The organism is Yersinia sp. 2466 StPb PI, from assembly GCF_041538325.1.
Classification (GTDB): domain Bacteria; phylum Pseudomonadota; class Gammaproteobacteria; order Enterobacterales; family Enterobacteriaceae; genus Yersinia; species Yersinia enterocolitica_E.
In genome coordinates this window covers 2,759,158-2,784,623 of record NZ_JAULSL010000001.1, presented here as the reverse complement: position 1 = coordinate 2,784,623, position 25,466 = coordinate 2,759,158, and the positions used below count along the sequence as shown (strand labels likewise).

Genomic DNA, 25,466 nt, shown 5'->3' with positions numbered 1-25,466 from the left:
GACTAGATTGAATGGTATAATAACCCAAACTACTATTTGCAAGCACAACTTAATGCAAATCACCATGGACGGATTTAGGCATGACTAAAATATTGATGTTGATGATACTGGCGGCAACTGTTACAGGATGCGCACCACTAACTCCTAAAGATTGTCATAAAAATAGCGCACTTAACTCTTGCACCTACAACCGTTCTGGGAAGGTATCAGATAAAGACCTTTTTGGTTACCAGGCCTTGGGTATCAAAAAAGCACTTGATGCAGCCCTCATTGAGCCCCATGCTTGGGGTGGTAAAAGATGTGATGCACACCTCGATTTCAAAATTGATGGTACCCTACAAAATTTCATCATAAAGAGCGGCGATGAAGGTTATTGTCATGCTTTAGTGGAAGCTTCTAAACGTACATTATTCCCACCATTTACGGATCAGCACGTCTACGACGTAATGGGGTCATCGCGCTGGGATTTTCATGGACAGCCTTGAAAAGCGTAGATAGTCGCTACTACAGCGCACTTACAAACACAGTTATACATCAATGCGGTGTAAGGCCAACTTCCGCTCCTCGCTCATAGCAGTCCCCTGATGTTGCTTCGGCTGCTCTGTGCCAGAAGCGGACGTGGATACTTTATTAATATGCACTGCTCAGAAAAAATTCCCTGTTGCCCGGCAAATTTAATCCTTACGTGCATCCTGACTGAGAAGACGTGTGCGGCACACATCCAGAATCTCATCTGCCAGAGCGGAATCATCAGGGCAGGCACGGGACAGCACTAGGGCACCAACAAGATGTGCAATGGTGTCGATGAGTTCAGCACGCGTTCCGCCTTCCCCATTATTTTCATTTCCTAAAACGGCCAGCTGACGTTCAATCCCGGCCGCAAATGTCGCCTTGATTGACTCAGACTGACGGGCTGTATCCGCGCCCAGTGCCGACATCACACACCCCTTTCCCATGTCATCGCGATGTTGTCGGGAGAGGTAGTATTGAATGAATTTTTCCCGGTTCACACCTGCCGTACCTTCTGCGGATCGCGTAAAACCGCAGCTCATTGCCTCCGCCATTAGATCAGCCTTAGAGCCAAAGTGCTTGTAGAACCCGCCGTGGGTTAAACCTGCCACTGACATCAGTTCCGCGACGCCCACACCATTGTAACCGCGCTCACGAAAAAGTTCTGAGGCCGTTTCAACAATGCGGATTCGGTTTTCCCGAACCTGCTCTTTCGACACTTTCATGTTTTTCAATCCTCTAAAAATATAGGGGCAAGTATACATTGATGATGGTCATAATCAAAAAAATTGACTTTAATGATTATGATCATCATCATTAAGTTAATGACTTCAACCACCATTAAGCAGAGGGAATAAACATGACGAACCGACAACTATTTCAACCCTATGATCTTGGGACAATAACCCTTGCCAACCATATCGTGATGGCACCGCTGACGCGTAACCGTGCCGGAGCAGGTCTGGTTCCCGGCGAACTGGCGGCGACCTATTATGCCCAGCGCGCCACCGCAGGATTACTGATTACCGAAGCCACGCAGATCTCAGAACAGGCGCAGGGCTATCAGGATACGCCAGGGATCTATACGCAGGCTCAGATCGATGGCTGGCGCAAAGTGACTGACGCGGTGCATGCCAAAGGTGGGCGCATATTTGCACAGCTGTGGCACGTAGGACGAATTTCGCATGTCGATTTACAACCTGGTGGCGCTGCGCCGGTTGCTCCGTCCGCCATCCGTGCCGAGACAAAGACCTTTGTGAACAACGGATTTGCTGACGTCTCTGAGCCACGTGCGCTGGAGTTGCAGGAAATACCGGGGATTATCGACGATTTCAGAAAGGCCTCTGCCAACGCCATTGCCGCCGGGTTTGATGGCGTAGAGATCCACGGCGCGAATGGTTATCTGCTGGAACAGTTCCTTAAAGACGGTGCCAATCAGCGTACCGATGAGTACGGCGGCTCTGTCGAGAATCGGGCGCGCCTGCTGTTAGAAGTCACGGCGGCTGTTAAAGAGGAGATTGGTGCTGACCGCACCGGCGTGCGCATTTCACCGGTTTCGCCTGCTAATGCGATTGCGTGCAGTGATCCGCAGCCACAATATGATTACCTCGCTGAACAACTCGATGCATTAGGTATCGTGTACATCCATGTGGTTGAAGGTGCTACGGGCGGCCCGCGTGATGTATCACCGTTCGATTACGACTCCCTGCGCCGGCGCTTTAAAAACACCTACATCGGCAACAATGGCTATGACCTGGCGTTGGCGTCCACTCAACTTGCGCAGGGCAAAGCCGATCTGTTCGCGTTTGGTCGCCCGTTCATCTCCAACCCGGATCTGGTCGAAAGGCTCAATACGGGCGCCCCTCTGGCCTCACTCAACCCTGACACACTTTATGGCGGTGGCGCAGCGGGATATACCGATTACCCCTCGCTTGCTGAGGCTAGCAAGTAAAGCATCGGTGTCACGGTTCTACCTGGGTCGCACATTGCGAATTCTGTTTACATATTAACAAAGAAGATCAACTTATGACTAAAGCTTCAGTTCTCATTACAGGCGCATCCACGGGTATTGGTGCTGTTTACGCTGAACGGTTTGCCCGCCGGGGCCACGACCTGGTTCTGGTCGCGCGCGACAAAGCAAAGTTAGAGACACTTGCCGAGCGTCTGCGACAAGAAAATGATATTTCTGTCGATGTTCTGCCTGCCGACCTTACGCAAACGAGTGATTTAGCCGTGGTCGAAGCCCGCCTGCGTGAAGACGCGCAGATTGGCATTCTTATCAATAACGCGGGTATCGCGCAGTCCGGCAGTTTTACAGAGCAAACGCCAGATTCGGTAGAAAGCCTTATCGCGCTTAACGTCACCGCACTGACGAGACTTGCCAGTGCGGTGGCTCCACGATTTGTAAAAGCCGGAGAAGGCTCGATCGTCAATATCAGTTCCATCGTCGGACTCGCTCCTGAATTTGCCATGACGGTTTACGGCGCAACCAAAGCCTTTGTTCTTTTCCTGTCTCAGGGAATGAATGTAGAGCTGTCATCTAAGGGCATTTATATCCAGGCGGTGCTCCCTGCCGGCACTTACACGGAAATTTGGGATCGTGCGGGTATCGACATCAGTAATTCGGCAAAATTCATGGAAGTGGGCGAGTTAGTGGATGCCGCACTGGTGGGCTTTGATCGCCGTGAACTGGTCACCATCCCGCCTTTACATAATGCCGCCCGCTGGGACACCCTCGATGCTTCACGTCAGGCTCTGCTTTCAGACATCAAACAAGATGAAGCCGCCGAACGATATAAAGCACTGTAATCAATGAGGTGCACTGTGCAGAACGGTCTTCCGGCTGTTCTGCACAGAGGTAAATCCGACATAAATCCCTTACAACCTGTCGTCTCATCAGTGATGAGAAACATCAAAAAAATCATGAAGGCCTTATTCAGCATGACAAAAAAACGTGTAGCACTGGTTACCGGCGCTTCCTCAGGTATTGGTGAAGCGTCTGCTTATAAACTCTTAGCAGCCGGTTATACGGTATATGGGACAAGCCGACGTGGACCTCTGGCGGGTATGCATCCGTTTCCGTTATTGACGCTTGATGTGACGGACGATACCTCTGTCGAGGCTGCTATTGAGGAGTTGCTGCGTCTGGAGGGGCGGATCGATATTCTGGTGAACAATGCGGGCTTCGGGGTCGCTCCGGCGGCTGCGGAAGAAAGTTCTATCGAACAGGCCAGGCGTATTTTCGACACCAACTTTCTGGGCATAGTCAGGTTGACGCGGGCAGTGATCCCTCATATGCGTCGTCAGGGCAGTGGGCGCATCATTAACATCGGTTCGATACTGGGGATTGTTCCGTTGCCGTATGTGGCACTTTATGCGGCCAGTAAGCATGCGGTCGAAGGATATACGGGGGCACTGGATCATGAACTGCGCACGCAGGGCATCAGAGTTTCCGTCATCGAACCTGCCTATACGAAAACGCAGTTTGAAGCCAATAACTTAGAACCGGATGCCAAGCTTGAAGATTATGACCTGATCCGGGCTAAGCTGGCGAAAGTGGTGAGCAAGGCAATGGCCGAAGCGGAAAGTCCGGAGGTTGTGGCTGATGTGGTTGTTAAAGCGGCTCAGACTTTACATCCGAAGGTACGCTACACGGCGGGAGCGCTGGCAGGAAAATTGAATTTTATTCTCAGATTCGCGCCTGCATCATTCCTGGATAAGGTGGTACGCAAAAGTCTTCAGCTTGATGCGAAAGAATAAAAATGAAATTTTCTCAACTGGCTATTCTGACCTCAGTGTTATTTTTCATCCTGGCCACAGTATGGATGTTTTTCCCGGAACAGCTCTTAACTCAATGGGGAATTGAATCTACGAGTGGTACAGGAGTCGTGAGTCGTCGCTCTGCCGCATTTTTTGCGGGAATAGGGGTGATGTGTTTATTCGCCAGAAATGCAGAGCCGTCACTGACCCGCTACGCGCTGGCCGCCGGTATCAGCACGATATCTATTATTTTAGCCGTAATGGGCATAGTTGAATGGCGCGAAGGACACGTTAACGGGCAGATCCTTTTTGCCGTGTTTATCGAGCTATTCCTGGGGATTGCCTTTTTACTCAGCAACAGATCCGCTAAGAAAAATTTCACTCACAAACGCGACAGGGTAAACGACAAATGAAGACTAAGACGATGAAAGCATTTACATTTAAACACTATGGTAAATCCCCTGAATCAGGATTGGATGACGTCGGTTATCCTGCAATTAATGCTGATGAAATCCTGGTTAAAGTTTACGCGGCTGGTCTGAACCCGATAGATAACATGATCCCAACCGGAATATTTAAGCCGGTTTTGCATTTTAAGCTTCCCGCCACATTGGGCAGCGACTTGTCCGGGGTTGTTGTTGCCGTGGGGAGTCGTGTGACGCGTTTCACTCCAGGTGACGAAATCTTTGCCAGTATTTTCGACAGGGGAACGGGATCTCTTGCCGAATTTGCAGTGGTGCCTGAAAGCGCCGCAGCAATGAAACCCTCAAATCTGGATTTCGTTCAGGCTGCTTCTTTGCCGATGGTGAGCCTTACATCCTGGCAAGCGCTGACAGAGCGGGCTAAGTTGCGGCCTGGTCAGAAGGTTTTCATCCCGGCAGGTTCCGGGGGCATTGGCAGTTTTGCTATCCAACTGGCGAAGCACCTTGGCGCAAAGGTGGGAACGACAACGAGTTCAGGCAACGTCGAGTGGGTGAGTCGTCTTGGCGCAGACGAAGTGGTTGATTATAAGAAACAAGAATTTGAAAAGGTGTTGAGCGGCTACGATATTGTTCTCGGCACTGTAAGAGGCGATTTAATTGAAAAATCCACCCAAATTCTTAAGTCTGGGGGAAAGATTGTTTCTCTCATCGGCCCGTTAGATGCCGCGTTCGCCCAGGCGCGGGGATTAAACTTCCTCCTGCGTTTAGTTTTCGGGCTGATGAGCCGCAAGATTATGCGTCTTACGAAAAAACGGGGCCTGAGCTATTCATTTCTTTTTGTCCGTCCTGATGGCGATCAGCTTACCCAAATTGGCAAACTCATAGAAGCTGAACAACTCAATCCTCTGATCGATAAGGTGTTTCCCTTTGCAGAGGCGAAGGAGGCTCTTGCCTATCTTGCTCAGGGACATGCGAAAGGAAAAGTGGTCGTTAAGATGCAGGAGTGATAGCAACTGAAGTTTAAATCGGTGAAAGAGGATAACCACCAAGAACAATCTCCGCAAGTTTGACCATATATCACAGCTATTAAGTAGCTAGATTGATGGCCGTGAATGTCCGCTTCTCGCTCATAGCTGACAGTCAGGCTTGTTCGTACCTTGCTACAGAACACAACCCGAACGCATTAAACGTATCGAAATTTTTACGAATGGTTCCGAATTAGCAGTTAACTATATGAATTTAAAGACTAGGGAAGTAAGGTAATGGAAGGTGTTTTTTGAGATGATATCAATTGCTTAATAGGACTACCATCACCCCTCGTTACTTGTTATTTCATCCCTATCGCCACTTTGTCGCCATGCTTAAATCGGGCTAATGGGTTGAGTGAATAGCGTCTTGCAGGTGGTCTGCCGCGACGTGAGAGTAGCGCATGGTGACCCGAATATCTGAATGGCCGAGGATGTGTTGCAGCACGATGATATTGCCACCGGCCATCATATCCTTCGAAATCGTCTTTATGACTTTGCATTCTCTCTGCTAAGCTGCTCTGCCGGCTTCATAGCCTAACGTGATATAATCTTATTTTTACGGAAGATTTATGCTGACCAACTCATCCACTCGTCTTAACAAATATATTAGCGAGAGCGGTATCTGTTCTCGTCGTGATGCCGATCGTTATATTGAACAAGGACATGTTTTTATTAATGGCAAACGGGCCGCTGTTGGCGATCAAGTATATGGCGGGGATGTAGTCAAAGTTAACGGTCAGCTTATCGAACCGCGTGACGAAAACGACTTGGTGCTGATCGCACTGAATAAACCGGTTGGCATCATAAGCACCACCGAAGAGGGGGAAAACGATAACATCGTTGATTTCGTTAATCACAGTAAACGAGTCTTCCCTATCGGACGTTTGGACAAAGACTCGCAGGGGTTGATTTTTTTGACGAATCACGGTGATTTGGTTAACAAAATCCTGCGCGCCGGGAACGACCACGAAAAAGAGTACGTGGTTACGGTCAACAAACCGGTGACTGACGAGTTTATTCTCGGTCTGGGTGCTGGTGTACCGATGATGGGAACCGTGACCAAAAAATGCAAAGTGAATAAAGTCGCGACCTTTGTATTTAATATCACGCTGGTGCAAGGGCTTAACCGTCAAATTCGCCGTATGTGTAAACATTTTGGCTATGAAGTCACCAAGCTTGAGCGCACTCGTATCATGAACGTCACCCTGAAAGGACTGCCAATGGGTGAGTGGCGAGATTTGACTGATGATGAGCTAATCGAGTTATTTAAGCTGATTGAAAACTCATCATCTGACGAAAAACCGGTGAAAAAAGCCAAGGCTAAGCCCGTGGCAGATAAAAAACCGAGTGTTAGTGGGGCGAAAAAGGCCGAAAAACCCGATGGTAACTCAGCTTCCCGCAAGCGCTTTACCCAACCCGGACGTAAGAAGAAAGGGCGCTAAGCTCACATAATTATCATCGGTCTCAGTACTCAAGCATATAAACTCGGCAATAGCCGAGTTTATATTGATGAAACACCCGGTGTGAAACCAATCATCAGTCTTTTTCCTCATGTCCTGTCAAACCTGACGCTATGGCCTGAGTACGGCATTAGTTCCCAATATTTAATATAGAGCATACTTTCTTGCTCGTATTGACGTCACAATAATAGTAGGTAGACTGGTATACCTATAATTATCCAAAGCAGGAAGAAATTGGCCATGTCCTCACGCGAATTATCAGAAAGTGCCCGAGATCGGCTGCTGAGTGCTGCAAGGGTGTTGTTCTATAACGATGGCATTGCGGCAACGGGTATTGATGCCATTGTTAAAAGGGCTGGTGTTGCCAAGAAAAGTCTCTACAACAACTTTGAGTCCAAAGCAGAACTTGTTGCTACTTACTTACAGATTCGTCATGAAGAGTGGCTCGCACTGTACGCTAATCGTCTGCAACAAACGGCGAGTCCAAAAGAGAGCGTGATGGCTGTTTTTCTTGCTTATGCAGACCATGCTGAATTTGCCTATGAACGTGGATTCAGAGGGTGCGGACTATTGAATGCCGCGGCTGAACTGCCCGCGGGCGCACCGGGCAGACAGGCAGTGCGCGGGCACAAGGAGCAGGTAGAGTCGATTCTGACTGAACATCTTTGTGTGCTTCTCTCTGGTGATGAACAACGTGCCATACGGATGGCCAGGCACTTTTCATTTTTACTCGAGGGGAGTATGTCTCGCGCAGGCTTGGAAGGGAATGGTGAGTGCGTTCGTCAGGCAATGACAATGGCCGCCGAAATGATGGAGTCGCTATGACTGTCACGCCAAGAGATCGCATGATGGGCAGGGTGGGAGTATTGATTGCGGCCATCTTGTGGGGAACCACAGGAACGGCGGCAACATTTGCTCCTGCGGTTAGTGCTGTTGCCATAGGCGCTGTTGCGATGGGGCTTGGGGGGCTACTCCAAGCGATGATAGCCGCTGGGAGTATCATTAGTTATGTAGATAAACTCCTTCAACAGTGGCGTTTACTGCTGATAGGGGTCATTGCTGTTGCCATCTATCCGCTGGCATTCTATGCCTCTATGCATTTAGCGGGTGTCACTGTCGGGACTGTCATTTCTATTGGTTCTGCCCCTCTGTTATCTGCTCTGATTGAATATGTCTTGGAGGGCGAGCGGTTGACGACTCGCTGGATGTTGGGGGCTGCTCTTGGCATTGCAGGCATGGTGTTGCTTTGTATGGCTGAAAGTGGGGGGCACGGCACTCTGGTTCAGTCACCCAATGTCACGATAGGAGTAATTCTAGGCCTTCTTGCTGGTTTTACTTATGCGCTGTATTCGTGGGCTGCTCGCCGTTTGATGCAGCGAGGACTTCCTTCTCGCACCGCGATGGGGGCGATTTTTGGTCTTGGCGGCATTTTACTAATGCCAGTACTCCTTATGACTGGAGCCCCGCTGCTGGAATCTTGGAGTAATGCGGCAGTGGGTGCCTATATGGCGTTGGTCCCGATGTTTCTTGGCTATATTTGCTATGGATATGGGCTGGCTCGTATAACGGCAAGTATGGCGACGACCATTACCCTCATCGAGCCTGTTATTGCTGCCATATTGGCAGTGATTATCGTGGGAGAAAGACTGCCTATTACGGGGTGGGTGGGGATCGGGCTGGTGGTGGCTTGCCTGATATTTATTACTGTTCCGATAAAATGTGCTCTAATTGTTCGGGTAAGAGAAAACAATAGCCTGTAGTGGCACAATGATGCCTGATCTTGCCCGCTTGCAGCTAGATTTCTCCATTATTGCCACCTTCGCTTCAATTGTTGTTCCGATGGTCAATCGTCCCTCTGTGCTATTGAGGGAAGTTCGCCCAGGCACTTAAGTACGCCACACCCTGTTTATTAACCACAATTTGTGGGGCAATTATCTATTTCAGGATGGTGCACTACGCTCATTCTCGGATAATCCCTATTTATGGGGCGCACTATTCAGTGTGATGTTTGCTTTGTTCATTAACAATATCGTGGTTGTGGTGATATCTAGTATGTTAATATTTTATATCATTGGTTCGGTAGTTTAGTCAGGAAACTAATATCAGCAGTGTGTTTATCAATGGTTTTCTGTGATATTACATTTAACTCAGCAGGCCATTTAACACTTTATTTTGGTGATTAGCATTAATGATTGGCGAATGTGGTTAACGTCACCTTGGTTGTTTTTTTGTTAACTTGCCAATTTCTTACAGATTAAATGTAGGAAATAAAGCACATCCTCTAATATTAAAAATAATATCGGAACAGATGTTCAGCAGATCGAATTAATACAGTGAAACCCTCAATGAGATTGATCGCTGTCAGGCTGGCGGTATACTTCACCGCAAATCAAAACTACATCAGGTCTGCGTTCATGAAGACGAGTAGCTACAGCCATGCATTCGTGGCGTGTTGTATACACATCATCGGTCACGGGCAGTGCCTCGCAAGCATCCATACCGCAGGTGCTAACCAATAAAACAAATCCTATGAGCATATATTCTCCTTATTTATAGGATTTATATGAGTATAGCGCGTTTGCTGAAGAAGTAGTGCTCTCCTTTTCTAAGAAATGGAGTTTGCATTTTTTGGTTAAGTATTAGCCAAGTTTAGTTACTGCTACCCCCATCAGAATAATGGCACTGGCGATGAGTCGTAACATCGATGGTTTCTCTTTTAGCATCCAGATTGAGATTATCATGGCGAACAAGACACTGGTTTCACGTAGAGCGGCAACGAGGGCGATTGGCGTGCTTTTCATGGCCCAAATGACAATGCCATAAGCCAGTAATTGCATCGCACCACCAATCACGCCGTGTCGCCAGTGCTGGCGTATTTGACGAAAAACCACATTGCGGTGCATTATCCAAAGTAATGCAAACATGGCTATGCCGTTGCACATAAACAACCAAAAAATATAACTAAGTGGTTCAATGCTGGCGCGGCTACCAGCCCCATCAGATAGGGTGTAACAGGCAGTAAAAGTCGCAGTAATTAAGGCATAGATAATAGCCCTGCCATTGACTTTGTCAGGGCCACGTCGGCCATCAAATGTCATCATGATGACACCGGAGACTAAAATAGCCGCCCCTACTAAGGCTAACGACCTGGGGATTTCCGACAAGATTAACCAAGAGAGCAGAGCACTTAACAGGGGGGCAACGCCACGTGCGATAGGATAGATTTGACCAAACTCGGCTTGTTCATAAGCTTTACTTAGAAACAGGCAATAACCTGTGTGAAAAGCAACCGACAACAGTAACCAAGGAAGCGCGCTCAGCGAGGGTAACGCCACAAAAAAAATACCGAACAGTGAAATCACTCCGGAGAAAATTGCCATCAAAGAGATAGCGACAAAACGATCATTGCCAAATTTAACAAGAGCGTTCCAGCAAGCATGTAACAGTGCCGCGCCCAGCACCGCAAGAAATATTTCACTACTCATTCTATCCCCTTACTTAGGCGTCTCAGTTTACCTTAATTGCATTTATTTTCACGTCTGTAACACGTAAAAATTGTTCCAGCTAGCTGATTCTTAGTGAGGGAAAAGATGAAAAAATGAGCTCAATGTCCCGATTTATTGCAAGAGTAAATATAACTAACTAACAACATCTGTATCATCTTATTTACTTTCTTAAGCAATAAATAAGGGTGGATTACGCCAAGGTGACATTGCTCTGATTAAGTAAATGGGGGTGTTTATTGCATATGATATTCGTTGCTTTTTCCTTATCATTGATAGTAATCGTGTTTCTAATTTTATTTATGATAAAAGGGAATAATTAATTAGGACATATCTTGGATGATCTAAATGGACTAAAAAGAATACCAGTGGATATAATTAAACGGCAATAAATTTTTATCAAAAACAGGGTCTGGCTATTATTAGCCAGAGTCTACATTCATTTTATTCTGGGGTGTCTATTTTGTTAAAAAAAAGTGTTTTCCTATTATTTGCTATGGTCGTTGTTCTTGCCGGTTGTTCTGAACCTGAACCAACAGGCACTAAAGTTTTTGGTGGCAAAGCTTACATTGAGATGCCAGCTGAATTCACTTTAATGTCTAAAGAAATGCTGGCAACTAAATACCCTCAGCAGAATGCACCACAAGAAGCCTATTCCGTTGAACAGGGCAGTGTGTCCTTCGCATTCAGCGATAGCAATAGTGCCATACCCGATGGCAAGCTCGCTGAAGTTGTTAATATGATGAAGAAACAATTTGCGCCATTCAAGCCGACTCTGGAAGAGAAGGATGTTGATGGGCGTAAAGCTTATATCATCACTATGGATACCCCGGCTGCTGATGGAACCATCAAGAATGTGATGTTGCTCACTACGATTGATGGGAAACTAGTTATTGCTACGTTTAACACGACTGAAGCTTTAGCTGACAAATATATGGATGTTGGCAAGAATGCACTGCTTTCTTTAAAGTTTAAGAAGTGACCATTATTAGTTAATTCAGTTATTTTAAGTCTAAAAAAAATAGATAAAAAGTAATAAAGGTTGCCTGATTAACAGGGCAACCTTTCTCATTGCTAAAGCAACGTTGTTGAGCGCTAGTGGGGAAGACGGTACGCCGAACACTTCCTAAAACAGCTATAAATTGGCATCATAGAGCTATGTTGTTTTTTTAGGATGAGTAATGAAACAGTTCCCTTTTGATAAACGTTATGAGATTGAAGATGCCAGTGGTGTTGTTGAGTACTACATTGATGGTGATGAGTATATTCGCCGCCAGGATGGCGTACCGGGCTATCGAATCACAGGTTATGAAGTGTATGAACATGATGCAGAGGCTAAACTCGCTGGTTTTCTCGAAGGGAAGCATATAACAACCCCGGATGCGGATATTCTGCTGACAATTTTAGATGACCAACAACCTGCGGATTAGATTTCATTACTTTGGCTTTCGTCTGTGCAATGTTGCTATATAAAGATCATCTGCGGTTTTTGAAACAGAAAATAGGGCGTTATTAGCGATAATATTTTTTTGCAGAAGCTGCTATTCAATCTGGCTAAAACCGATTAACGTCAATCTACTTAGTGATAATCAGTCGGGGTTTCGATGAGCCAGCAAACTATTACGTTGTATACCGATTCAGATTTTTTTAGTCCTTATGTGATGTCGGTATTCGTATCATTGACAGAAAAAGCACTGCCTTTCTCATTAAGCGTCATTAATTTGTCTGCTGGGGAGAATCTGCAACAGGCTTATGCCCGTCTGTCGGCGACACGTCGGGTGCCGACACTGGTTATCGATGATTTTCAACTCTCTGAGTCTTCAGCTATTGCTGAATATTTGGACGAGCGTTTCCCGGCGCCAGATTACGCTCGGCTGTATCCGCAAGATAGGCAAGAGCGTGCCAGAGCGCGTGAAATACAGGCATGGCTGCGCAGTGATTTTATGCCGGTCCGCACTGAACGGCCAACTGAAGTGGTCTTTGCTGGGTTAAGGCTGCCTCCTTTGTCTGATAGCGCGCAACAAGCGGCGAAGAAACTTATTTCTGGGTTGGAGCGTTTGCTGTCGGATGGCAGAAGATATTTATTCAGTGAATGGTGTATCGCAGATACTGATTTGGCACTGATGCTTAACCGGTTAGTTCTTAATGGCGACAACTTACCTGAGTATCTTCGTCAGTATGCAAATTACCAATGGCAGCGGCCTTCTGTGCAGCAATGGCGAGCATTATCGCAGAAATAGAGGTAAGAAAAATTGAGGGTGGGGCAATCCTTCACCTTGTACCAAAGTAGGATTAGCTTCGATAGAATGAAAAACGTTATTGAGTTTGAAACTGAGCGTTTACAGCTACGGCAGTGGCTCCCGTCAGACCGGGCACCTTTTGCAGCGCTTAACGCAGATCCTCGCGTTATGGCATTTTTCCCAGCCCCTCTAACACGTGAAGCAAGCGATATGATGGCTTCACGTTGTCAATTATTGATAGCACAGTGTGGCTGGGGGTTGTGGGCTGTTGAGCTGAAAGCTAGCGGGCAGTTTGTCGGCGCATTGGGGTTACATATTCCTACCGTTAAATTACCTTTTTCACCTTGTGTCGAGATAGGCTGGCGTTTTGCTTTTCCATTTTGGGGGCAAGGGCTGGCAACGGAAGCTGCATTGGCAGTATTGACGGTAGGTTTCGATCAATTAAAACTGGCTGAAATTGTTTCATTTACTGCTTTAATTAACCTGCGTTCACAAGCATTGATGGAACGAATCGGCATGGTGCGCGCGCCAGACCATTTTCCCCATCCAATTGTCAGCCCTGACAGTAAGTTAAGCCAACACTGTTGGTATCATCTTTCTCATCAACAATGGCATAACAGACAGGATGATTTTGTGAGACTATCATCAAATTAGTCTACGTTTAGTCAGTAATATTTGGCCGCATCTGCTAGGACATATAATGATAATAAGCTGGAAATTAGTTCGTTCCATGGCGTTGCTAACCGGAGTTTCTCTATTGGTGGCCTGTAGCCAATTACCTAGAAATCCAGTGCCAGTGGAGTTAATGCCAGCGGCCGAAATCCCTGGAATGCCGGATATCCGTGCCGGGGCAGGGCACATTAGCCCGATATTTGAAGCGGATTTACTGCAATCTTATAAAGATGAATCGAAAGAGATGTTCCGAGCCGCGGATGGAACATTGGTTTATCCCCATCTGGCATTATCTGGTGGTGGCCCAAATGGCGCCTTCGGTGCTGGTTTTTTGAACGGCTGGACGAAAACAGGTAAGCGCCCCGTGTTTAAGGTGGTCAGTGGGGTTTCCACTGGCGCGTTGATCGCACCTTTCGCCTTTTTAGGGAGTGATCACGACCAGGCATTACATGACTTTTATACCACCACCACCACCCGTGATATTTTCCATCTGGATAATCTATTATTTCGCCTCTTTTTCCGCGAATCATTAGCGGATACCAGCCCGTTGTCTAAATTGATTGATGGGCATATTACTCCTGAGTTAATGAGTGAAATCGCCCAGGCACATCGGCATGGTCGGCGGTTGTATATGGGTACGGTGGATCTCGATTCGCAAAGATTTATTGTCTGGAACATGGGGCTGATTGCGATGAAAGGGACTCCTGAAGCTTTAATGCTATTTCGTAAGGTGATGCTGGCTTCCTCTTCAGTCCCTGTCGCGTTCTCACCGGTATTTTTTGATGTGGTGGCTCAGGGTAAGCATTACGATGAAATGCATGTTGACGGCGGTGTGGCGGCGCGGGTCTTCTATAATGGTGGTGTGTACAGTTCAAAAGTCGTACGTACCAGAGCGGGCCTGGCAGACAGTAAAGAAGATATTTATATCATCCATAATGGACAGCTTGGCCCACAACCAGAACCGACCCCACGGTTGGTGCGTAATATCGCTATGCGTACTCTTGACTCAACCAGCAAAGCGGCATTGGTCGGGGATTTGTATCGTATTTATGCATTCTCTTTGGCTGAAAATTCAGGATTCCACTGGATAACGATTCCATCAAATGTTGATACCAATGGCGCAGAGATTTTTGATCCCATCAAGATGGAGCGTTTGTATCAGGCGGGTTATGCAGAGGCGTTACAGGGGCCAAAATGGTCACTACGGCCACCAGGTACCATTGAGATGAACTCCTTACTACAAGATGCTGCTGCCATGCACAGTAACTAGAGGGGGCGCTTTGGCGTTGATGCCATTGTCAGGCTGGTACTTGGGTTACATTAGGTCAAGCAGTGGGAGTGAGCCATCAATAAGCGCCGCGGTGATATAGATAATAAATAGTGAATAGAGAAAGAAATTGCTGATCATTCGGCACCTCAATTACTCACACAGATAAGGTCTTTGTCATGACAAAGCCACTACAATATAGCATGTGAGCTGACTAAAAAACGCACTGATAGTGAATAAATAATGAATCTGCTGGGGTGGATTTAGAATGATGAATGCTTTTCAAGCAAGTTCTGAGCGCGTAGTAGGGTTTTAGAGTGACTGAACAATGAGGTTAGGACCAGATCTTGCCTGTCAGTCTTGGTTGAATATGCTGTAATATCAAAACGTTATCTTCAATTGAAAACAATTTAAGCAGCATATGATCAGAGAGAGTGTAATTGTGCTACACTATGCGACCGATAATCAAGGATAAAACATGAAAAAAGTCTCAATCATTGCTCAGTGCTTAATAAACGCTAAGAGTTTCAGTGAGATGTCCGAAGCTGAATCCTCGATAAAAAAAGTTTTCAACGATAGTTACGCAGAACATTCTTTTGATGAATGGAATACCGACGTTTCTACGTTGAGTGCTAACCGTGTTATCAGTTTGGTTGCTGGTGCTTCCAAGGTTCGGGTCAGAGGGTTGATCCAAGAATTATGGAATCACTGACCCCAGACCAAAGGTTTCCAATAACCCGTCTACCACATCACTACGCCAAGCATGCAAGTCATGCTGCGTGGTGAATGATTTCCCCGTACTTTCCATTTTCCGCTTGTTTTTTTCCCGTTGTCTCCTGCAAAACCGGCTATTTTCGTGAACAAAAATCTGGCCCGGTACAGATAATCTGAGTAAACGCTGACCACTCCACGGTTTATTGCCGTTGGTTAACGTAATCTAACGAGGTTGTACAACTGAGAGGCGAGCATATGTCATTTCTTGATAGCGTCAAAAGATTGGTTAGCAGTGTAAAAGTGAAGATCAAGTGCCCAGATTGTGGCGCAGTCTCTGAGCAGAGCTCAGAAAAAGTGCACAAAAATACGGCCTTGGTTTGCCCAAAGTGTGGTTGCTTATTTTTACCTAAAGACAAACGCTAGCGGTAGTCATATCAGCCAAAAATCATCGACGCCCACCGCAGCAGCATTAATGCGCCACAGATACAGAGTAACACCACAAACATTTTCCAATGTTTCGTATGCAAGCGTTTGGTCACCATAGGGTCCTTATTCAATTTAGTATTATGTCTGACGGGGTCAGCTCTGCGGAATTCATTTGTTTACTGCGACGCTGGTTACTTTAGGTATAGTAGCGAAAATTTATGCTGATGCGAGAGTTAGTCAGTTCGTACCAGTTAAGATAAAGTGTAATATGCGCTGCATCAATAAGATGACGAATAGGAATAATGAAACTATGGCTACAGTCCCACAAAAATATCAAGATGCCGAGCGTTGGGCATTTGGTGATACTGAACAAGTGGCAGATGATGTATTGGCATTAGTACTGAACGGTACGAAAACAGCGACCTGTGCGGCATTGGATGAAGATGGCGTGCCGCAGGCGGGGGATATCTTTGTTGTGGTCAATGGCCGCAATGAACCGGTTTGTGCGATAGAGTTGACCGACGTAGAATTGAAAACGTTTGATCAGGTTGATGAAGCCCATGCTGTCGCTGAAGGTGAGGGCGATCGAACGCTGACGTTTTGGCGTAAAACGCAACAGCGCTTTTTTGAGGAGTACGAGATGTTCTCCCCAGAAATGATGCTGATTTGTATGCAGTTCAAAGTATTGGAAAAATTCTGATAGCTGGCTTCTAGTGGTCAGTAATTTGATTGATTTTGCACTACAGATATTATCGAGTCGCAACAGAAGAAACCGTCACTCATAAATTGTAGCTATGGGTTGACGGATCTTCTTATTGCAACAATCACGTTACCCTCATTACCCAAGCATCCTGATGTCGATCGTAATGTTGCTTAAAAAGCAACCGGTCTTTCCCATCTAACGTTGCGGGAATGCTGGTATGTTCATCCCACCCATCTAGCTGCATGCACAATTCAGGATCCGATTTACAGGGGATACTGAGGGTGTTTTCGCCTTTTGTCAGTGGTGCAGATAACTCTGCGTCATCAACTTCAAAATCTCTGATTTTTACTAGAGTTTTTCCCATAAAGACTCCTTACCTACCAAATGGTATGAGGTATGACCAGATTGGTCGCCTTATTGAGAATAGCTGAGTCAGAAAAAAGTGCCAGAGGCCGCATCTAAAAAATACCGCCTCGGCGTAAATTCTATCCGCATCGAATCTGATGGGTGTTAATTATTTAATACCGAGTATGTTTAGTCAGAGTAGCCTAATGGCTGCATTCGCAGGGGAGTTCAGCCAAATTAAATTGGTTACGACCATTCTTTTTCGAGTAATAAAGTGCTTGATCTGCCGCGAGCATTAAATCCGCTTGATCTGTAATACCACTATGCTGATGGGCTTGATAAACAGTGACACCAAGGCTGATGGTGACTTTACGGAATTTACTGTCATTGTGTTTAATTCCCATAGCACGGATAGATTGCAATATATGCTCGGCCACCAGGCTGGCGCCCTGTTGATCGGTATCTGGCAGAATAGCAGCAAACTCTTCTCCACCATAGCGAGCAACAATATCGGTGCTGCGTTTTAGTGATTTGCGTAATGCCCTGGCGACCAACCGTAAGCAGGCATCACCAGAGATATGACCATAGCAGTCATTGAAGTTCTTAAAGTAATCAATATCAATCATTAAAACTGCTAGCGGAGAGTCTGAGCGTTTTGCCCGCATAAATTCATGGGCCAGCACTTTTTTGAACGCCCGGCGATTAGGCAATTTAGTCAGTGAGTCTGTTCTGGCCTGAATTTCCAGACGTCGATTTGCTTTAACCAGCTTAAGTTCCAGCAATTTTCGTTCATGGATATCTTCTGCGGTTCCATACCAACACAACACATCGCCATTGTCATCTACGCTGGGAACTGCTCGGATTCGCATCCAGTTCCATCCCTTTTCAACATGACAAAAGCGGATTTCAACATCCAGTGGCTGCTGTGTTTGTAAGGAGTGTTCCCAACTGATTAAGGTGGGGTGGCGATCATCTAAATGGATGGTACGCAGCCATTTATCTGCCAGCGCCTCTTCGCGGGTTAATCCCGTAATTTTTTCAAAGCGAGAACTGACATCGGTAATCATGCCATCCGGGGATGCAGTCCAGGGAATTTGCGGATTCAGCTCCACCATATTGCGGTAATGCTGTTTACTGCTGCGCAGCTTTTCTTCCATCTCTTTTAATGACGTAATATCGATCATCGCGACGGACAGCCCACTCACTTGACCACTGGGATATCTGGCGGCATTTATCCGCATAAAGAACACCCGTGCTTTATCCGGCATCTGAAACTCAGCATCGGGGATACTGTCATTGCAATAGGCTTTCAGCAGAGCACTCTGCAAAATAGGAATAATGCCAGGTAGGAAGTCTGCAATTTTGCGCCCATTAATCTCTACTGTATTTTTACCCAGAAGTTCAGCCAGATAATCATTTACAGTAACATAGCGCAGGGTTGTATCGATAAAGCACAGACCAGCCGGAGCACTGGAATAAATCGATTCCAACTCAAATAAGCGTTTACCCGCATCATAAGGTAAATTGCTCAGGTTTCGATCAATTCCTCGATAACCTTTGAATTCGCCGTTATCATCGAACAGTGGGATACCACTGGTTTCAACTAAGACTTCGCTGCCATCAGCGCGAATATTACGGTTTTGCAAACCGGCAAAAGGGATACGTGCAGCCGCAATCTCTGCAAATATCTTTCCTACCCGGCTGGCTTCATCCTGAGGCATAAAGTCAAACGGCGTTTTACCGACCACCTCATGGGGTAGGCGACCAAGAAGCTCAATGGATTTTGCAGATGAAAACGTATAACGGCCGGAAGCATCAACTTCCCAGATCCAGTCTGAATTATTCTCGATGATGTCCCGTAAGCTGTTCATTTCTTTTAACAGACCAATGTCAGCTGATTCTTCCCGATTATCGTAGTCAGTCATGATGTCCACTCCTGTTTAATCTCGGCTTTCCTTAGATAGAAATATGTCGGCTATTATTTAAGCCCGCAGATTGTATAACAGGGACAGATTTAGTACAGTCCAATCGGATTTTTCTTATAAATAAACAATAACTAAAAATTTCAATCATAAAAAAATAAAAGGTTAAAAGACAAATAGTGCATAAAATACAACGAGTTAATGGCTTCTCCTCCTCTGTATTCCGGCACCACACTAGTATTCCAGCACTACACTGACATTGTCCTGATAGGTGCCAACGGTTCTTTGCGTTTGTTGTGCATTGATCATCGCTTTATAAGGAATCTGTTGAGCTGAGCCTGTCGCGGTATCTGATCTTTTGTTGGTTATATTCCAGGGAATCGACCCCGAGCCCTGATACAGTTGATACTGTAAATAGTCGGTAGGGGGGGCAGGTATAACACTCCCTGGGAGTAATTTCATTTGGGGCCAAGGGGCAGAGAAATTATCGCCATTTGTTATGTAGGTAGTGAAGGTGGCGTTCTTGGTACAGGTAGCGGTGATAAATTGATTTACAGGAATAAATTGTGACATTAACGCGTAGCTACCAAAATCGACATTGGGCGCGGCGTTTATGACACAATCGTTGTTGACCACCAATGTGACAGTGACTGTTGATGAAGCCGTTCCTTTGAATGTGCCACCGATACAGACGCCAATAACGGCAGAGCATAAATCATAATTCCAGTTCAAAGAGATAGTATCGGTATAAGTGCCGGCACTGATATTGACGTTAATGGCATTATTACTGCCAGTACGGATATAGATAGGTAAATTGGCTTTTATTTTCCCCAGCACGATGGTGAGTAAATTGCTGTTAGCATAGTTAATATTCCCCCCGACTATAATGGGATTGTTGTAGCCTGGGTCAGAATAGATTGAATAAGGAATTAAGTCGCCGGCGGCATTCTTAAGATTAAGATTATTAGCAGTGCTGGTGATGGTGCTGTTCAATACGGGAGTGGATAATACGCTCAGCGCTGTTCCATCACAGCCAAGTGCCGTTATACCACTGGCACTTTCGGGGAGGGTATTGACATTAAACGATGAATTTTGTGGCAGCTTTACTTCTGCGGCAGCAAAAGTGCACGCGGTGGCACTGCTGACAGACAATAGCCACAGTACAGACAGAACCAACCAATAAGGTAGCCTGTATGGCCGAGGTATCTTGCTGGTAATTCGCGTCGTGAGCGATATCATTAGCTGCTCCTTAAATAAAGTTGCCGATAGCCAGGTACGGCAATTATTGGCATATGGCTGTACCAGCATCTTGTATCCCTTTAGTATTTTTCAATTGGAATTGGCTGTAGCAGCGGGTGCCATTATCAGCCCGCACTATGGTGAGTTTATTCAACTGGGTGGCTTGCTCAATATAAGCCATACCATCCCAACCGACATAACCGCTAGGTGTGTCGCCCGTGGTATATATCGCGCTGCCTTTCGGTAAGTCTTGACCGGATTTATCGGTAAGTCTGATATTTGCGGCGGTAATCTGTGTTATGGGGAAATCAATTAAATAGCCACTGCGTTCGCTGATCGCTAAATTTCGCTCTACTGTTGGCAATATGACATCGGCAGGTAAATTCATGGGGTCAATCTGGAATTTGGCCTGATAATATGAAGAAACTGTCGGAATCAAGATATATCCGTTGTTGTTCGTAGTACCAATCAGTTGGTTTTCGTAACTGACCGGAATATTGCTAAAACCATTGGTTGATACCAAGGCAAATGCATCGTTAATCATATTACTGGCATAAACGCCGCCATTCATCATAACCAGCGAGCCACTTAATTCACCCCAACTATTATAGTTATCACTATTGCCATAAACACCGGCGCGACTTTCCATTATCCGAGTGCGCCAAATAACATCTGCTTGTTGGTAACTGCTATTTTCACTGTTGCCGTTGGCATAAGCGAGATTCCAACCCAGTCCGCCATTAGAAGGAGCTGCCCGGCTATAATTCACGCGTTGGGACCACTGGTTATCAACATCACGGCTGGTGCTGGCGCTGGCTGATCCCCATTCACCCAGCGGGATACTCCAGATCAGTTGTGCGTTGTAACCTTTGGTCCCCAACTCACGATTGAGGGAGAGGTAAATACTGGTATTACGGAATATTGAGGTGCTATAGCTGATATTGACCAACCGGGTTCGCTCACCGAGCGCATCCCTGACATCGAAATAACCAGATCCAAGTGTCCCTAAGTTTCCAAGGCTGATACTGCCGGTTATCTGGTCGGTACGTCGGCTCAGACGAAAGTCGCTTTTGTAATTAGCCAGATCGCCATAATTATCGCTGCGGCTAATGCGCTGAGCATTCAGATTAAAGTAGGAATTACTGTAGGTATAACCTAATGAACGCTGGTTACCGATACCACCACGGGTATTAATGGCAACCTGTGAGGTATTAATGGTTGAATTGTTGATATCAGTGGCTGGTTGACTGATGACATCACTAAATGCATCGGCAGAGGTACTACTCATGCTGTAGGCACCATTCAGTACCCCAAATAGGCCCAGTCGAAATCCGGCTCCGCCACCTACCACATTCATGCCTTTGGCAGCATCCCCTCGGCCTTCTAGTGTCAACCAAGACGTTGTGCCATAACGAACCACGCCACTGGCGACAGGATCAGCATAATCGGCAGAACGGATGGCATAATTGCGGCGTAAAGCACCGGCTGACAGGCTAAAATCCCACATGCCGGGTTTTAGCAGTGAACTGGCAACATAAAATGGCACTGAGGTGCTGATTTGTCTACCGAGGGCATCGGTTGTAATAATAGTCGCTTGGCCAGCACCATTAATACGAGGGGCATTATCGATAACAAAAGGGCCGGGGTTAATATTGGCTGATTGTGTTCTGAAGTTATCAATATACAGTTCGACAGTGCTAGGTACCGCAGCTTGACCGGCAAATTGCGGCATCGGATAGGTAATAAGGTCGGGGCGAATAGCAAAATTACGCGCGATTTGAACACCACCCAGGCGCACCGCGCTACTCCAGGGCAAGGCTCCAGTGATCAGGTCACCTGCGGTATAACGTAGCAGGTTTTTTTCATCATTCCTCTGCCATTGGGTATCAAACCGAATATAGCCGTTATTATCCGTGTCGCCGTTATTACCTGAAAAGTTAGTACGATAAACGCCGGTATTACTGATTAAACCAAAACGGTCAAAAATACGTTGCTCGCTCCAGGCTGAGGCATTACCTGACTGTGGGTTACCACTGTTCTGGCTGACATAAAAATCATAATTTAATAAAAATCCCAGGCTACTTTGTGCAAGATTAAAATCATCGGTTGCGGCAGAGTTAATTTGCTGTTTCGGTAACCACTCGCTGGGAACATCAATTAATAGCCGTTGGTTTTCTCCATCATATTTCACGGCCACCTTATCCATCTTATCAACCGCAACCTCAGCACTAGAGGGTAATCCGATGGTTTTTAACTGTGCTGGTGAAAGATAGTAATGTCCCCCGCGATAGATGACTGGCACAGCATCACCAAAGTTACGGTCATTGACCACTAACTCAAGATATAAGGTACTGTCGGGCATTGCTGCCATAGGTGGCGGCAGATTATCCCCCCAAACTTCCCAGGGGATGAGTGGAGGCAACAACACTGAGCCATACATCAATATTAATAATGGTGACAGCTTGAATCTGATAGTCATTCCCAACCCTAGGTTATTATTAAACACACCTTATCTGCTGTATGCGAACACCTTATTGGTGTGGGATGACTATGGGTTTGGTGCTGTTATTGATAATGGCGCTTAATTCTCCTGTTCTGGCTGTTGGGCTGAGCGGGAAACTCATTTTTGCGCCGGCTAACACATAACCGAGTAAACCTTTATTAATGTCTTTCTCTTGCAGGGTCACCCGCGAAATCCGTGCATGAACAGCGCCCTGATTAGTGATATTCAACCATTGTTTCTCGCCTTGTGAATGCACGCTATAACTGAGTTTCGTCGGCATAACGCCGGGGGCTGGCGTGGTATCAGATGCCGCCAGCACACCACTGCCGTAAACAAACAAGGGAACGGAATAGCGCATTTGGAATTTCAGCCCTAACTGAGTGGCAGCGGGGGCGGTTTTATCGTTTGGGTTCTTATAAGGTATTTCATCAATTAATATGCGGTAGGCTTGTTCTTGCCCGGCGGGAACGGGGGCGTTTTTGACTAAACGAATCAGTTGACGCTTACCGGGTTGAATAGTTGCAACCGGTGGGCTGGCGATGATTCTTGATTGCGGGGTGTAATCGTCTTGGGTGTTGACCTGCTGCCAACCTAATACCCGAATCTGCATATAGATAGGCTGACTATCTTTATTTTCCAACCACAATGCAGTGGCTTTATCATTGTCTGAAATTATCGGGTCAATGGGCCAGATCAGAACGGAGGCCGCAGCATACAGTTGGCTACTGGTCAGTGTGGCCGAAAGCAATATTACCCGAGATAGTAGGTTAAATGGCGTCATAGTGAAATCTCCTGCGGCATCGTGCCAGTAATCAATAAGTAACTGTAACTAATAAAGTATCTGTGTAGACGCCAGCGCTGGGTTGCATACTACTGGCAAATAGTTGTGCATATAAAATGACTTGTTGCTGGGTGCCATCGGTGGTCACTAAACGTGTCGATCCCCCATTGGCACCATCCCCCCAGATCTGTGTTCGGGCAGGGTTTTGATATATTTGATACAGCAAATATTCGCCCGTTGTGCTGTTGAGTAAGCGCCTGCCGGCAGAAATGTTACCTGAGGTATTGGCCCCGGAATTAAGCGCCAGTGTGACCGTGGGATTACCACTGCACTGGAGGACGATACTGCCTGAGTTGAGTCCAGATATTGCGTTAGTGGCGTTTGCCAATGAAGAGACGGTGCCGAAATCCAATGTGCCAAAGTTGCTGGTATCGGTGGCTCCGCCCCCAAGGCTACAGCCGGTTTGCACTATTGCATTGACAGTGAAACTTTTAGATACCGGTGAGGTGGCAGCATGGGTAACGGCTATGCTGAGTACTAAAATAAGTAGGGCGCGGGTGAGGTTATACTGAGATAAAGCATATTTCATTGTCAGCATCCTCCATAATATTTACCAATTCACCGTGACCTGAACGGTGTCGGTATAAGTCCCTACCGCCGGGGTCGGTTGGGCAAAAACCAGACCATAAACCGGAATGACCACCACTGATCCGGTAGCAATCTGGGAAATGCCAGTCAGGTTATCCCAAACTTTGCTATGTGCCGCATCGGTATACAGGTTGTAATTAACATGCTGGCCTGACGGGCCGCCGGCCAAATAACGGCTGGCAGTGCTACCACTCTGCCCGCCATTGAGTAGCACATTAAAACTGGTCCCCTTACTGCATTGGACGGAAATGGCACCGTTATTTCCCTGACCGGCGACGGCAATCGGAGTAGTTAACGCCACCACAGTGCCGAAATTCAGGGTACCAAAACTGGTTGCGCCATTAACAATGGTGCCCGCAGTACAAGTGGGCAATAGCGTGGCACGGACGGTGATATTGGCATTTTTCGTTATAGCCCCAACGGGAAAAAGTGGCAGCAGTAACAAGCTGCAAGTGGCGGCCAGAGCAAACAAGCGGCCTGCCATTACCAGGTAACAGTGACGGTAACAGTATCGAGATAGGTGCCGACACTGGGTGTCGCTTGAACAGGGACGCGGGCATAAATAGTCAGTGGGATCGCGGTGGCCAACCCAGTGCCCGTTCCATCAACCGTGCCGGATACTGGCGTCGCATTCCATGGCTGAAGAAAACCGTTGTCTCTATAAAGGTTATAATTGACGAATTCTGATGTTCCGCCAGCCAGTCGGCGTTGCCCAGAGTTGTCATGCAGCCCATTATCTATTGCGATGGAATAAGCGGTATTATTGCTGCAATGCAATTTAAGTGAATCGTTGGTCGTGCCACTGAATGTCACGCTAAGAGGTGCGGTTAGGTCGCTCACTGTGCCGAAATTTACAGTGCCCAGATTACTTAAGTTGCCACTCCCGAGACCATTATCGATGTAACAACCGGCGATGATGTTGAGTGTTGCGTTTAGTGTTCCACTGGCGGTACCTGCACCTTGCACTGGCGCTGTCTGTAGTACCATCACCGCACCTAAAATAAGTAAGATTCTCTTCATTATTGCTTCCTTAATCATCTAATTTGCAGCCAGGTAAGTGAGAACAGAGTTGCGCCAATAACGTAGCGAAACTAATGTTTATGTAACAAATCATTAAAAATTTAGATATTTAATTAATAGCAGCAAGATTTAGAAAGTGTTTAAAATTAATTAAAAAATCTTTATCCATCTCATTTGCATCATTTATTCCTATTTGTACTGGCAAAAATTTAAAAATGGGTTAGCTATTTTATTCAAGATAAATTGATGTTTTTATATCGGGGGTTTACTGGCATGAATCCATTCAGCCAAATAAGGATATGCT

The 25,466-nt window shown here is 46.4% G+C and carries 31 protein-coding genes; 18 read left to right on the top strand and 13 right to left on the bottom strand.

From position 1 onward, the window contains the following. Positions 1-80: 80 nt before the first annotated feature. Positions 81-485, top strand: a complete 405-nt coding sequence (locus Q2T72_RS12625; RefSeq protein WP_083158633.1) for a cell envelope integrity TolA C-terminal domain-containing protein — start codon at positions 81-83, stop codon at positions 483-485. 189 nt (positions 486-674) lie between these two features. Here Q2T72_RS12625 and Q2T72_RS12620 read toward each other — a convergent pair whose 3' ends face one another. Further along, positions 675-1,235 carry a TetR/AcrR family transcriptional regulator gene (locus Q2T72_RS12620; RefSeq protein WP_372569257.1) on the bottom strand — a complete coding sequence of 187 codons (561 nt, stop codon included), beginning with the start codon at positions 1,233-1,235 and terminating at the stop codon, positions 675-677. Positions 1,236-1,369: 134 nt separating this feature from the next. Between Q2T72_RS12620 and Q2T72_RS12615 the strand changes: the two genes are divergently transcribed. From Q2T72_RS12615 to Q2T72_RS12595, 5 genes are all read left to right on the top strand, one after another. Next, positions 1,370-2,461 (top strand): alkene reductase, encoded by a 1,092-nt coding sequence (locus Q2T72_RS12615; protein ID WP_372569256.1) that lies wholly within the window; start codon positions 1,370-1,372, stop codon positions 2,459-2,461. A gap of 74 nt (positions 2,462-2,535) precedes the next feature. Continuing rightward, positions 2,536-3,318: an SDR family oxidoreductase gene (locus Q2T72_RS12610; RefSeq protein WP_057621277.1), complete on the top strand. Its 783-nt coding sequence runs from the start codon at positions 2,536-2,538 to the stop codon at positions 3,316-3,318. Between the two features lie 132 nt (positions 3,319-3,450). Beyond that, a complete protein-coding gene (locus tag Q2T72_RS12605) occupies positions 3,451-4,269 on the top strand; it encodes an oxidoreductase (protein ID WP_057621284.1) in 819 nt (272 codons plus the stop codon). Between the two features lie 2 nt (positions 4,270-4,271). Continuing rightward, the gene (locus Q2T72_RS12600) at positions 4,272-4,682 is read left to right on the top strand and encodes a hypothetical protein (protein ID WP_372569255.1); all 411 of its coding nucleotides are present in this window, start codon (positions 4,272-4,274) and stop codon (positions 4,680-4,682) included. Then, positions 4,679-5,698 carry an NADP-dependent oxidoreductase gene (locus Q2T72_RS12595; RefSeq protein ID WP_372569254.1) on the top strand — a complete coding sequence of 340 codons (1,020 nt, stop codon included), beginning with the start codon at positions 4,679-4,681 and terminating at the stop codon, positions 5,696-5,698. The genes Q2T72_RS12600 and Q2T72_RS12595 overlap by 4 nt, the downstream gene beginning before the upstream one ends. A gap of 364 nt (positions 5,699-6,062) precedes the next feature. On the opposite strand, the gene Q2T72_RS12590 is transcribed toward Q2T72_RS12595, so the two are convergent. Next, the gene (locus tag Q2T72_RS12590) at positions 6,063-6,188 is read right to left on the bottom strand and encodes a tyrosine-type recombinase/integrase (protein ID WP_127891197.1); all 126 of its coding nucleotides are present in this window, start codon (positions 6,186-6,188) and stop codon (positions 6,063-6,065) included. A 100-nt stretch (positions 6,189-6,288) separates the two neighbouring features. On the opposite strand from Q2T72_RS12590, the gene rluF reads away from it, so the two are divergent. The 4 genes from rluF (at position 6,289) to Q2T72_RS12570 (ending at position 9,267) form a co-directional block, all read left to right on the top strand. Then, on the top strand, positions 6,289-7,161 hold the full coding sequence (rluF, locus tag Q2T72_RS12585; protein ID WP_083158636.1) for a 23S rRNA pseudouridine(2604) synthase RluF: 873 nt from the start codon (positions 6,289-6,291) through the stop codon (positions 7,159-7,161). A gap of 258 nt (positions 7,162-7,419) precedes the next feature. After that, the gene (locus Q2T72_RS12580; RefSeq protein ID WP_083158637.1) at positions 7,420-8,004 is read left to right on the top strand and encodes a TetR/AcrR family transcriptional regulator; all 585 of its coding nucleotides are present in this window, start codon (positions 7,420-7,422) and stop codon (positions 8,002-8,004) included. Further along, the gene (locus Q2T72_RS12575; RefSeq protein ID WP_372569253.1) at positions 8,001-8,939 is read left to right on the top strand and encodes a DMT family transporter; all 939 of its coding nucleotides are present in this window, start codon (positions 8,001-8,003) and stop codon (positions 8,937-8,939) included. Before Q2T72_RS12580 ends, Q2T72_RS12575 begins: the two co-directional genes overlap by 4 nt. 160 nt (positions 8,940-9,099) lie before the next feature. Continuing rightward, positions 9,100-9,267 carry an AzlD domain-containing protein gene (locus Q2T72_RS12570; RefSeq protein WP_372569252.1) on the top strand — a complete coding sequence of 56 codons (168 nt, stop codon included), beginning with the start codon at positions 9,100-9,102 and terminating at the stop codon, positions 9,265-9,267. A gap of 254 nt (positions 9,268-9,521) precedes the next feature. Here the strand turns inward: Q2T72_RS12570 and Q2T72_RS12565 are convergent, their stop codons facing one another. Both Q2T72_RS12565 and Q2T72_RS12560 read right to left on the bottom strand, forming a co-directional pair. Continuing rightward, entirely contained in the window at positions 9,522-9,716 is a 195-nt protein-coding gene (locus Q2T72_RS12565) for a hypothetical protein (RefSeq protein ID WP_083158639.1), read from the bottom strand. A 102-nt stretch (positions 9,717-9,818) separates the two neighbouring features. Then, a complete protein-coding gene (locus tag Q2T72_RS12560; protein ID WP_083158640.1) occupies positions 9,819-10,664 on the bottom strand; it encodes a DMT family transporter in 846 nt (281 codons plus the stop codon). A gap of 481 nt (positions 10,665-11,145) precedes the next feature. On the opposite strand from Q2T72_RS12560, the gene Q2T72_RS12555 reads away from it, so the two are divergent. From Q2T72_RS12555 to Q2T72_RS12525, 7 genes are all read left to right on the top strand, one after another. Further along, the gene (locus Q2T72_RS12555; protein WP_083158641.1) at positions 11,146-11,664 is read left to right on the top strand and encodes a hypothetical protein; all 519 of its coding nucleotides are present in this window, start codon (positions 11,146-11,148) and stop codon (positions 11,662-11,664) included. Between the two features lie 199 nt (positions 11,665-11,863). After that, positions 11,864-12,112, top strand: a complete 249-nt coding sequence (locus Q2T72_RS12550) for a hypothetical protein (RefSeq protein WP_083158642.1) — start codon at positions 11,864-11,866, stop codon at positions 12,110-12,112. Positions 12,113-12,286: 174 nt separating this feature from the next. After that, a complete protein-coding gene (yfcF, locus tag Q2T72_RS12545; RefSeq protein WP_372569251.1) occupies positions 12,287-12,922 on the top strand; it encodes a glutathione transferase in 636 nt (211 codons plus the stop codon). Between the two features lie 66 nt (positions 12,923-12,988). Beyond that, entirely contained in the window at positions 12,989-13,576 is a 588-nt protein-coding gene (locus tag Q2T72_RS12540; protein WP_083158644.1) for a GNAT family N-acetyltransferase, read from the top strand. Between the two features lie 46 nt (positions 13,577-13,622). Beyond that, a complete protein-coding gene (locus Q2T72_RS12535; RefSeq protein WP_083158645.1) occupies positions 13,623-14,864 on the top strand; it encodes a patatin-like phospholipase family protein in 1,242 nt (413 codons plus the stop codon). 475 nt (positions 14,865-15,339) lie between these two features. Then, the gene (locus Q2T72_RS12530) at positions 15,340-15,573 is read left to right on the top strand and encodes a hypothetical protein (protein ID WP_005182969.1); all 234 of its coding nucleotides are present in this window, start codon (positions 15,340-15,342) and stop codon (positions 15,571-15,573) included. A gap of 257 nt (positions 15,574-15,830) precedes the next feature. Next, on the top strand, positions 15,831-15,998 hold the full coding sequence (locus tag Q2T72_RS12525) for a YnfU family zinc-binding protein (protein WP_227746530.1): 168 nt from the start codon (positions 15,831-15,833) through the stop codon (positions 15,996-15,998). Between the two features lie 11 nt (positions 15,999-16,009). On the opposite strand, the gene yniD is transcribed toward Q2T72_RS12525, so the two are convergent. Beyond that, the gene (yniD, locus tag Q2T72_RS12520; protein ID WP_086018937.1) at positions 16,010-16,117 is read right to left on the bottom strand and encodes a small membrane protein YniD; all 108 of its coding nucleotides are present in this window, start codon (positions 16,115-16,117) and stop codon (positions 16,010-16,012) included. Positions 16,118-16,311: 194 nt separating this feature from the next. Here yniD and Q2T72_RS12515 point away from each other — a divergent pair, with 194 nt between their 5' ends. Beyond that, positions 16,312-16,701: an ASCH domain-containing protein gene (locus tag Q2T72_RS12515; RefSeq protein WP_083158646.1), complete on the top strand. Its 390-nt coding sequence runs from the start codon at positions 16,312-16,314 to the stop codon at positions 16,699-16,701. 124 nt (positions 16,702-16,825) lie between these two features. On the opposite strand, the gene Q2T72_RS12510 is transcribed toward Q2T72_RS12515, so the two are convergent. The 8 genes from Q2T72_RS12510 to Q2T72_RS12475 form a co-directional block, all read right to left on the bottom strand. Continuing rightward, complete coding sequence (locus Q2T72_RS12510) at positions 16,826-17,068, bottom strand: DUF1480 family protein (RefSeq protein ID WP_083158647.1); 243 nt, start codon at positions 17,066-17,068, stop codon at positions 16,826-16,828. 184 nt (positions 17,069-17,252) lie between these two features. After that, on the bottom strand, positions 17,253-18,974 hold the full coding sequence (locus Q2T72_RS12505; protein ID WP_083158648.1) for a diguanylate cyclase: 1,722 nt from the start codon (positions 18,972-18,974) through the stop codon (positions 17,253-17,255). Positions 18,975-19,205: 231 nt separating this feature from the next. Continuing rightward, entirely contained in the window at positions 19,206-20,210 is a 1,005-nt protein-coding gene (locus Q2T72_RS12500) for a spore coat protein U domain-containing protein (protein ID WP_372569886.1), read from the bottom strand. Positions 20,211-20,253: 43 nt separating this feature from the next. Beyond that, the gene (locus tag Q2T72_RS12495; protein WP_083158649.1) at positions 20,254-22,689 is read right to left on the bottom strand and encodes a fimbria/pilus outer membrane usher protein; all 2,436 of its coding nucleotides are present in this window, start codon (positions 22,687-22,689) and stop codon (positions 20,254-20,256) included. Between the two features lie 52 nt (positions 22,690-22,741). Next, positions 22,742-23,494 (bottom strand): molecular chaperone, encoded by a 753-nt coding sequence (locus tag Q2T72_RS12490; RefSeq protein WP_372569250.1) that lies wholly within the window; start codon positions 23,492-23,494, stop codon positions 22,742-22,744. Between the two features lie 31 nt (positions 23,495-23,525). Then, entirely contained in the window at positions 23,526-24,083 is a 558-nt protein-coding gene (locus Q2T72_RS12485; protein ID WP_083158651.1) for a spore coat U domain-containing protein, read from the bottom strand. Between the two features lie 21 nt (positions 24,084-24,104). Beyond that, the gene (locus Q2T72_RS12480; RefSeq protein WP_372569249.1) at positions 24,105-24,626 is read right to left on the bottom strand and encodes a spore coat U domain-containing protein; all 522 of its coding nucleotides are present in this window, start codon (positions 24,624-24,626) and stop codon (positions 24,105-24,107) included. Further along, positions 24,626-25,162 (bottom strand): spore coat U domain-containing protein, encoded by a 537-nt coding sequence (locus Q2T72_RS12475; RefSeq protein WP_372569248.1) that lies wholly within the window; start codon positions 25,160-25,162, stop codon positions 24,626-24,628. The genes Q2T72_RS12480 and Q2T72_RS12475 overlap by 1 nt, the downstream gene beginning before the upstream one ends. Between the last annotated feature and the right edge of the window lie 304 nt (positions 25,163-25,466).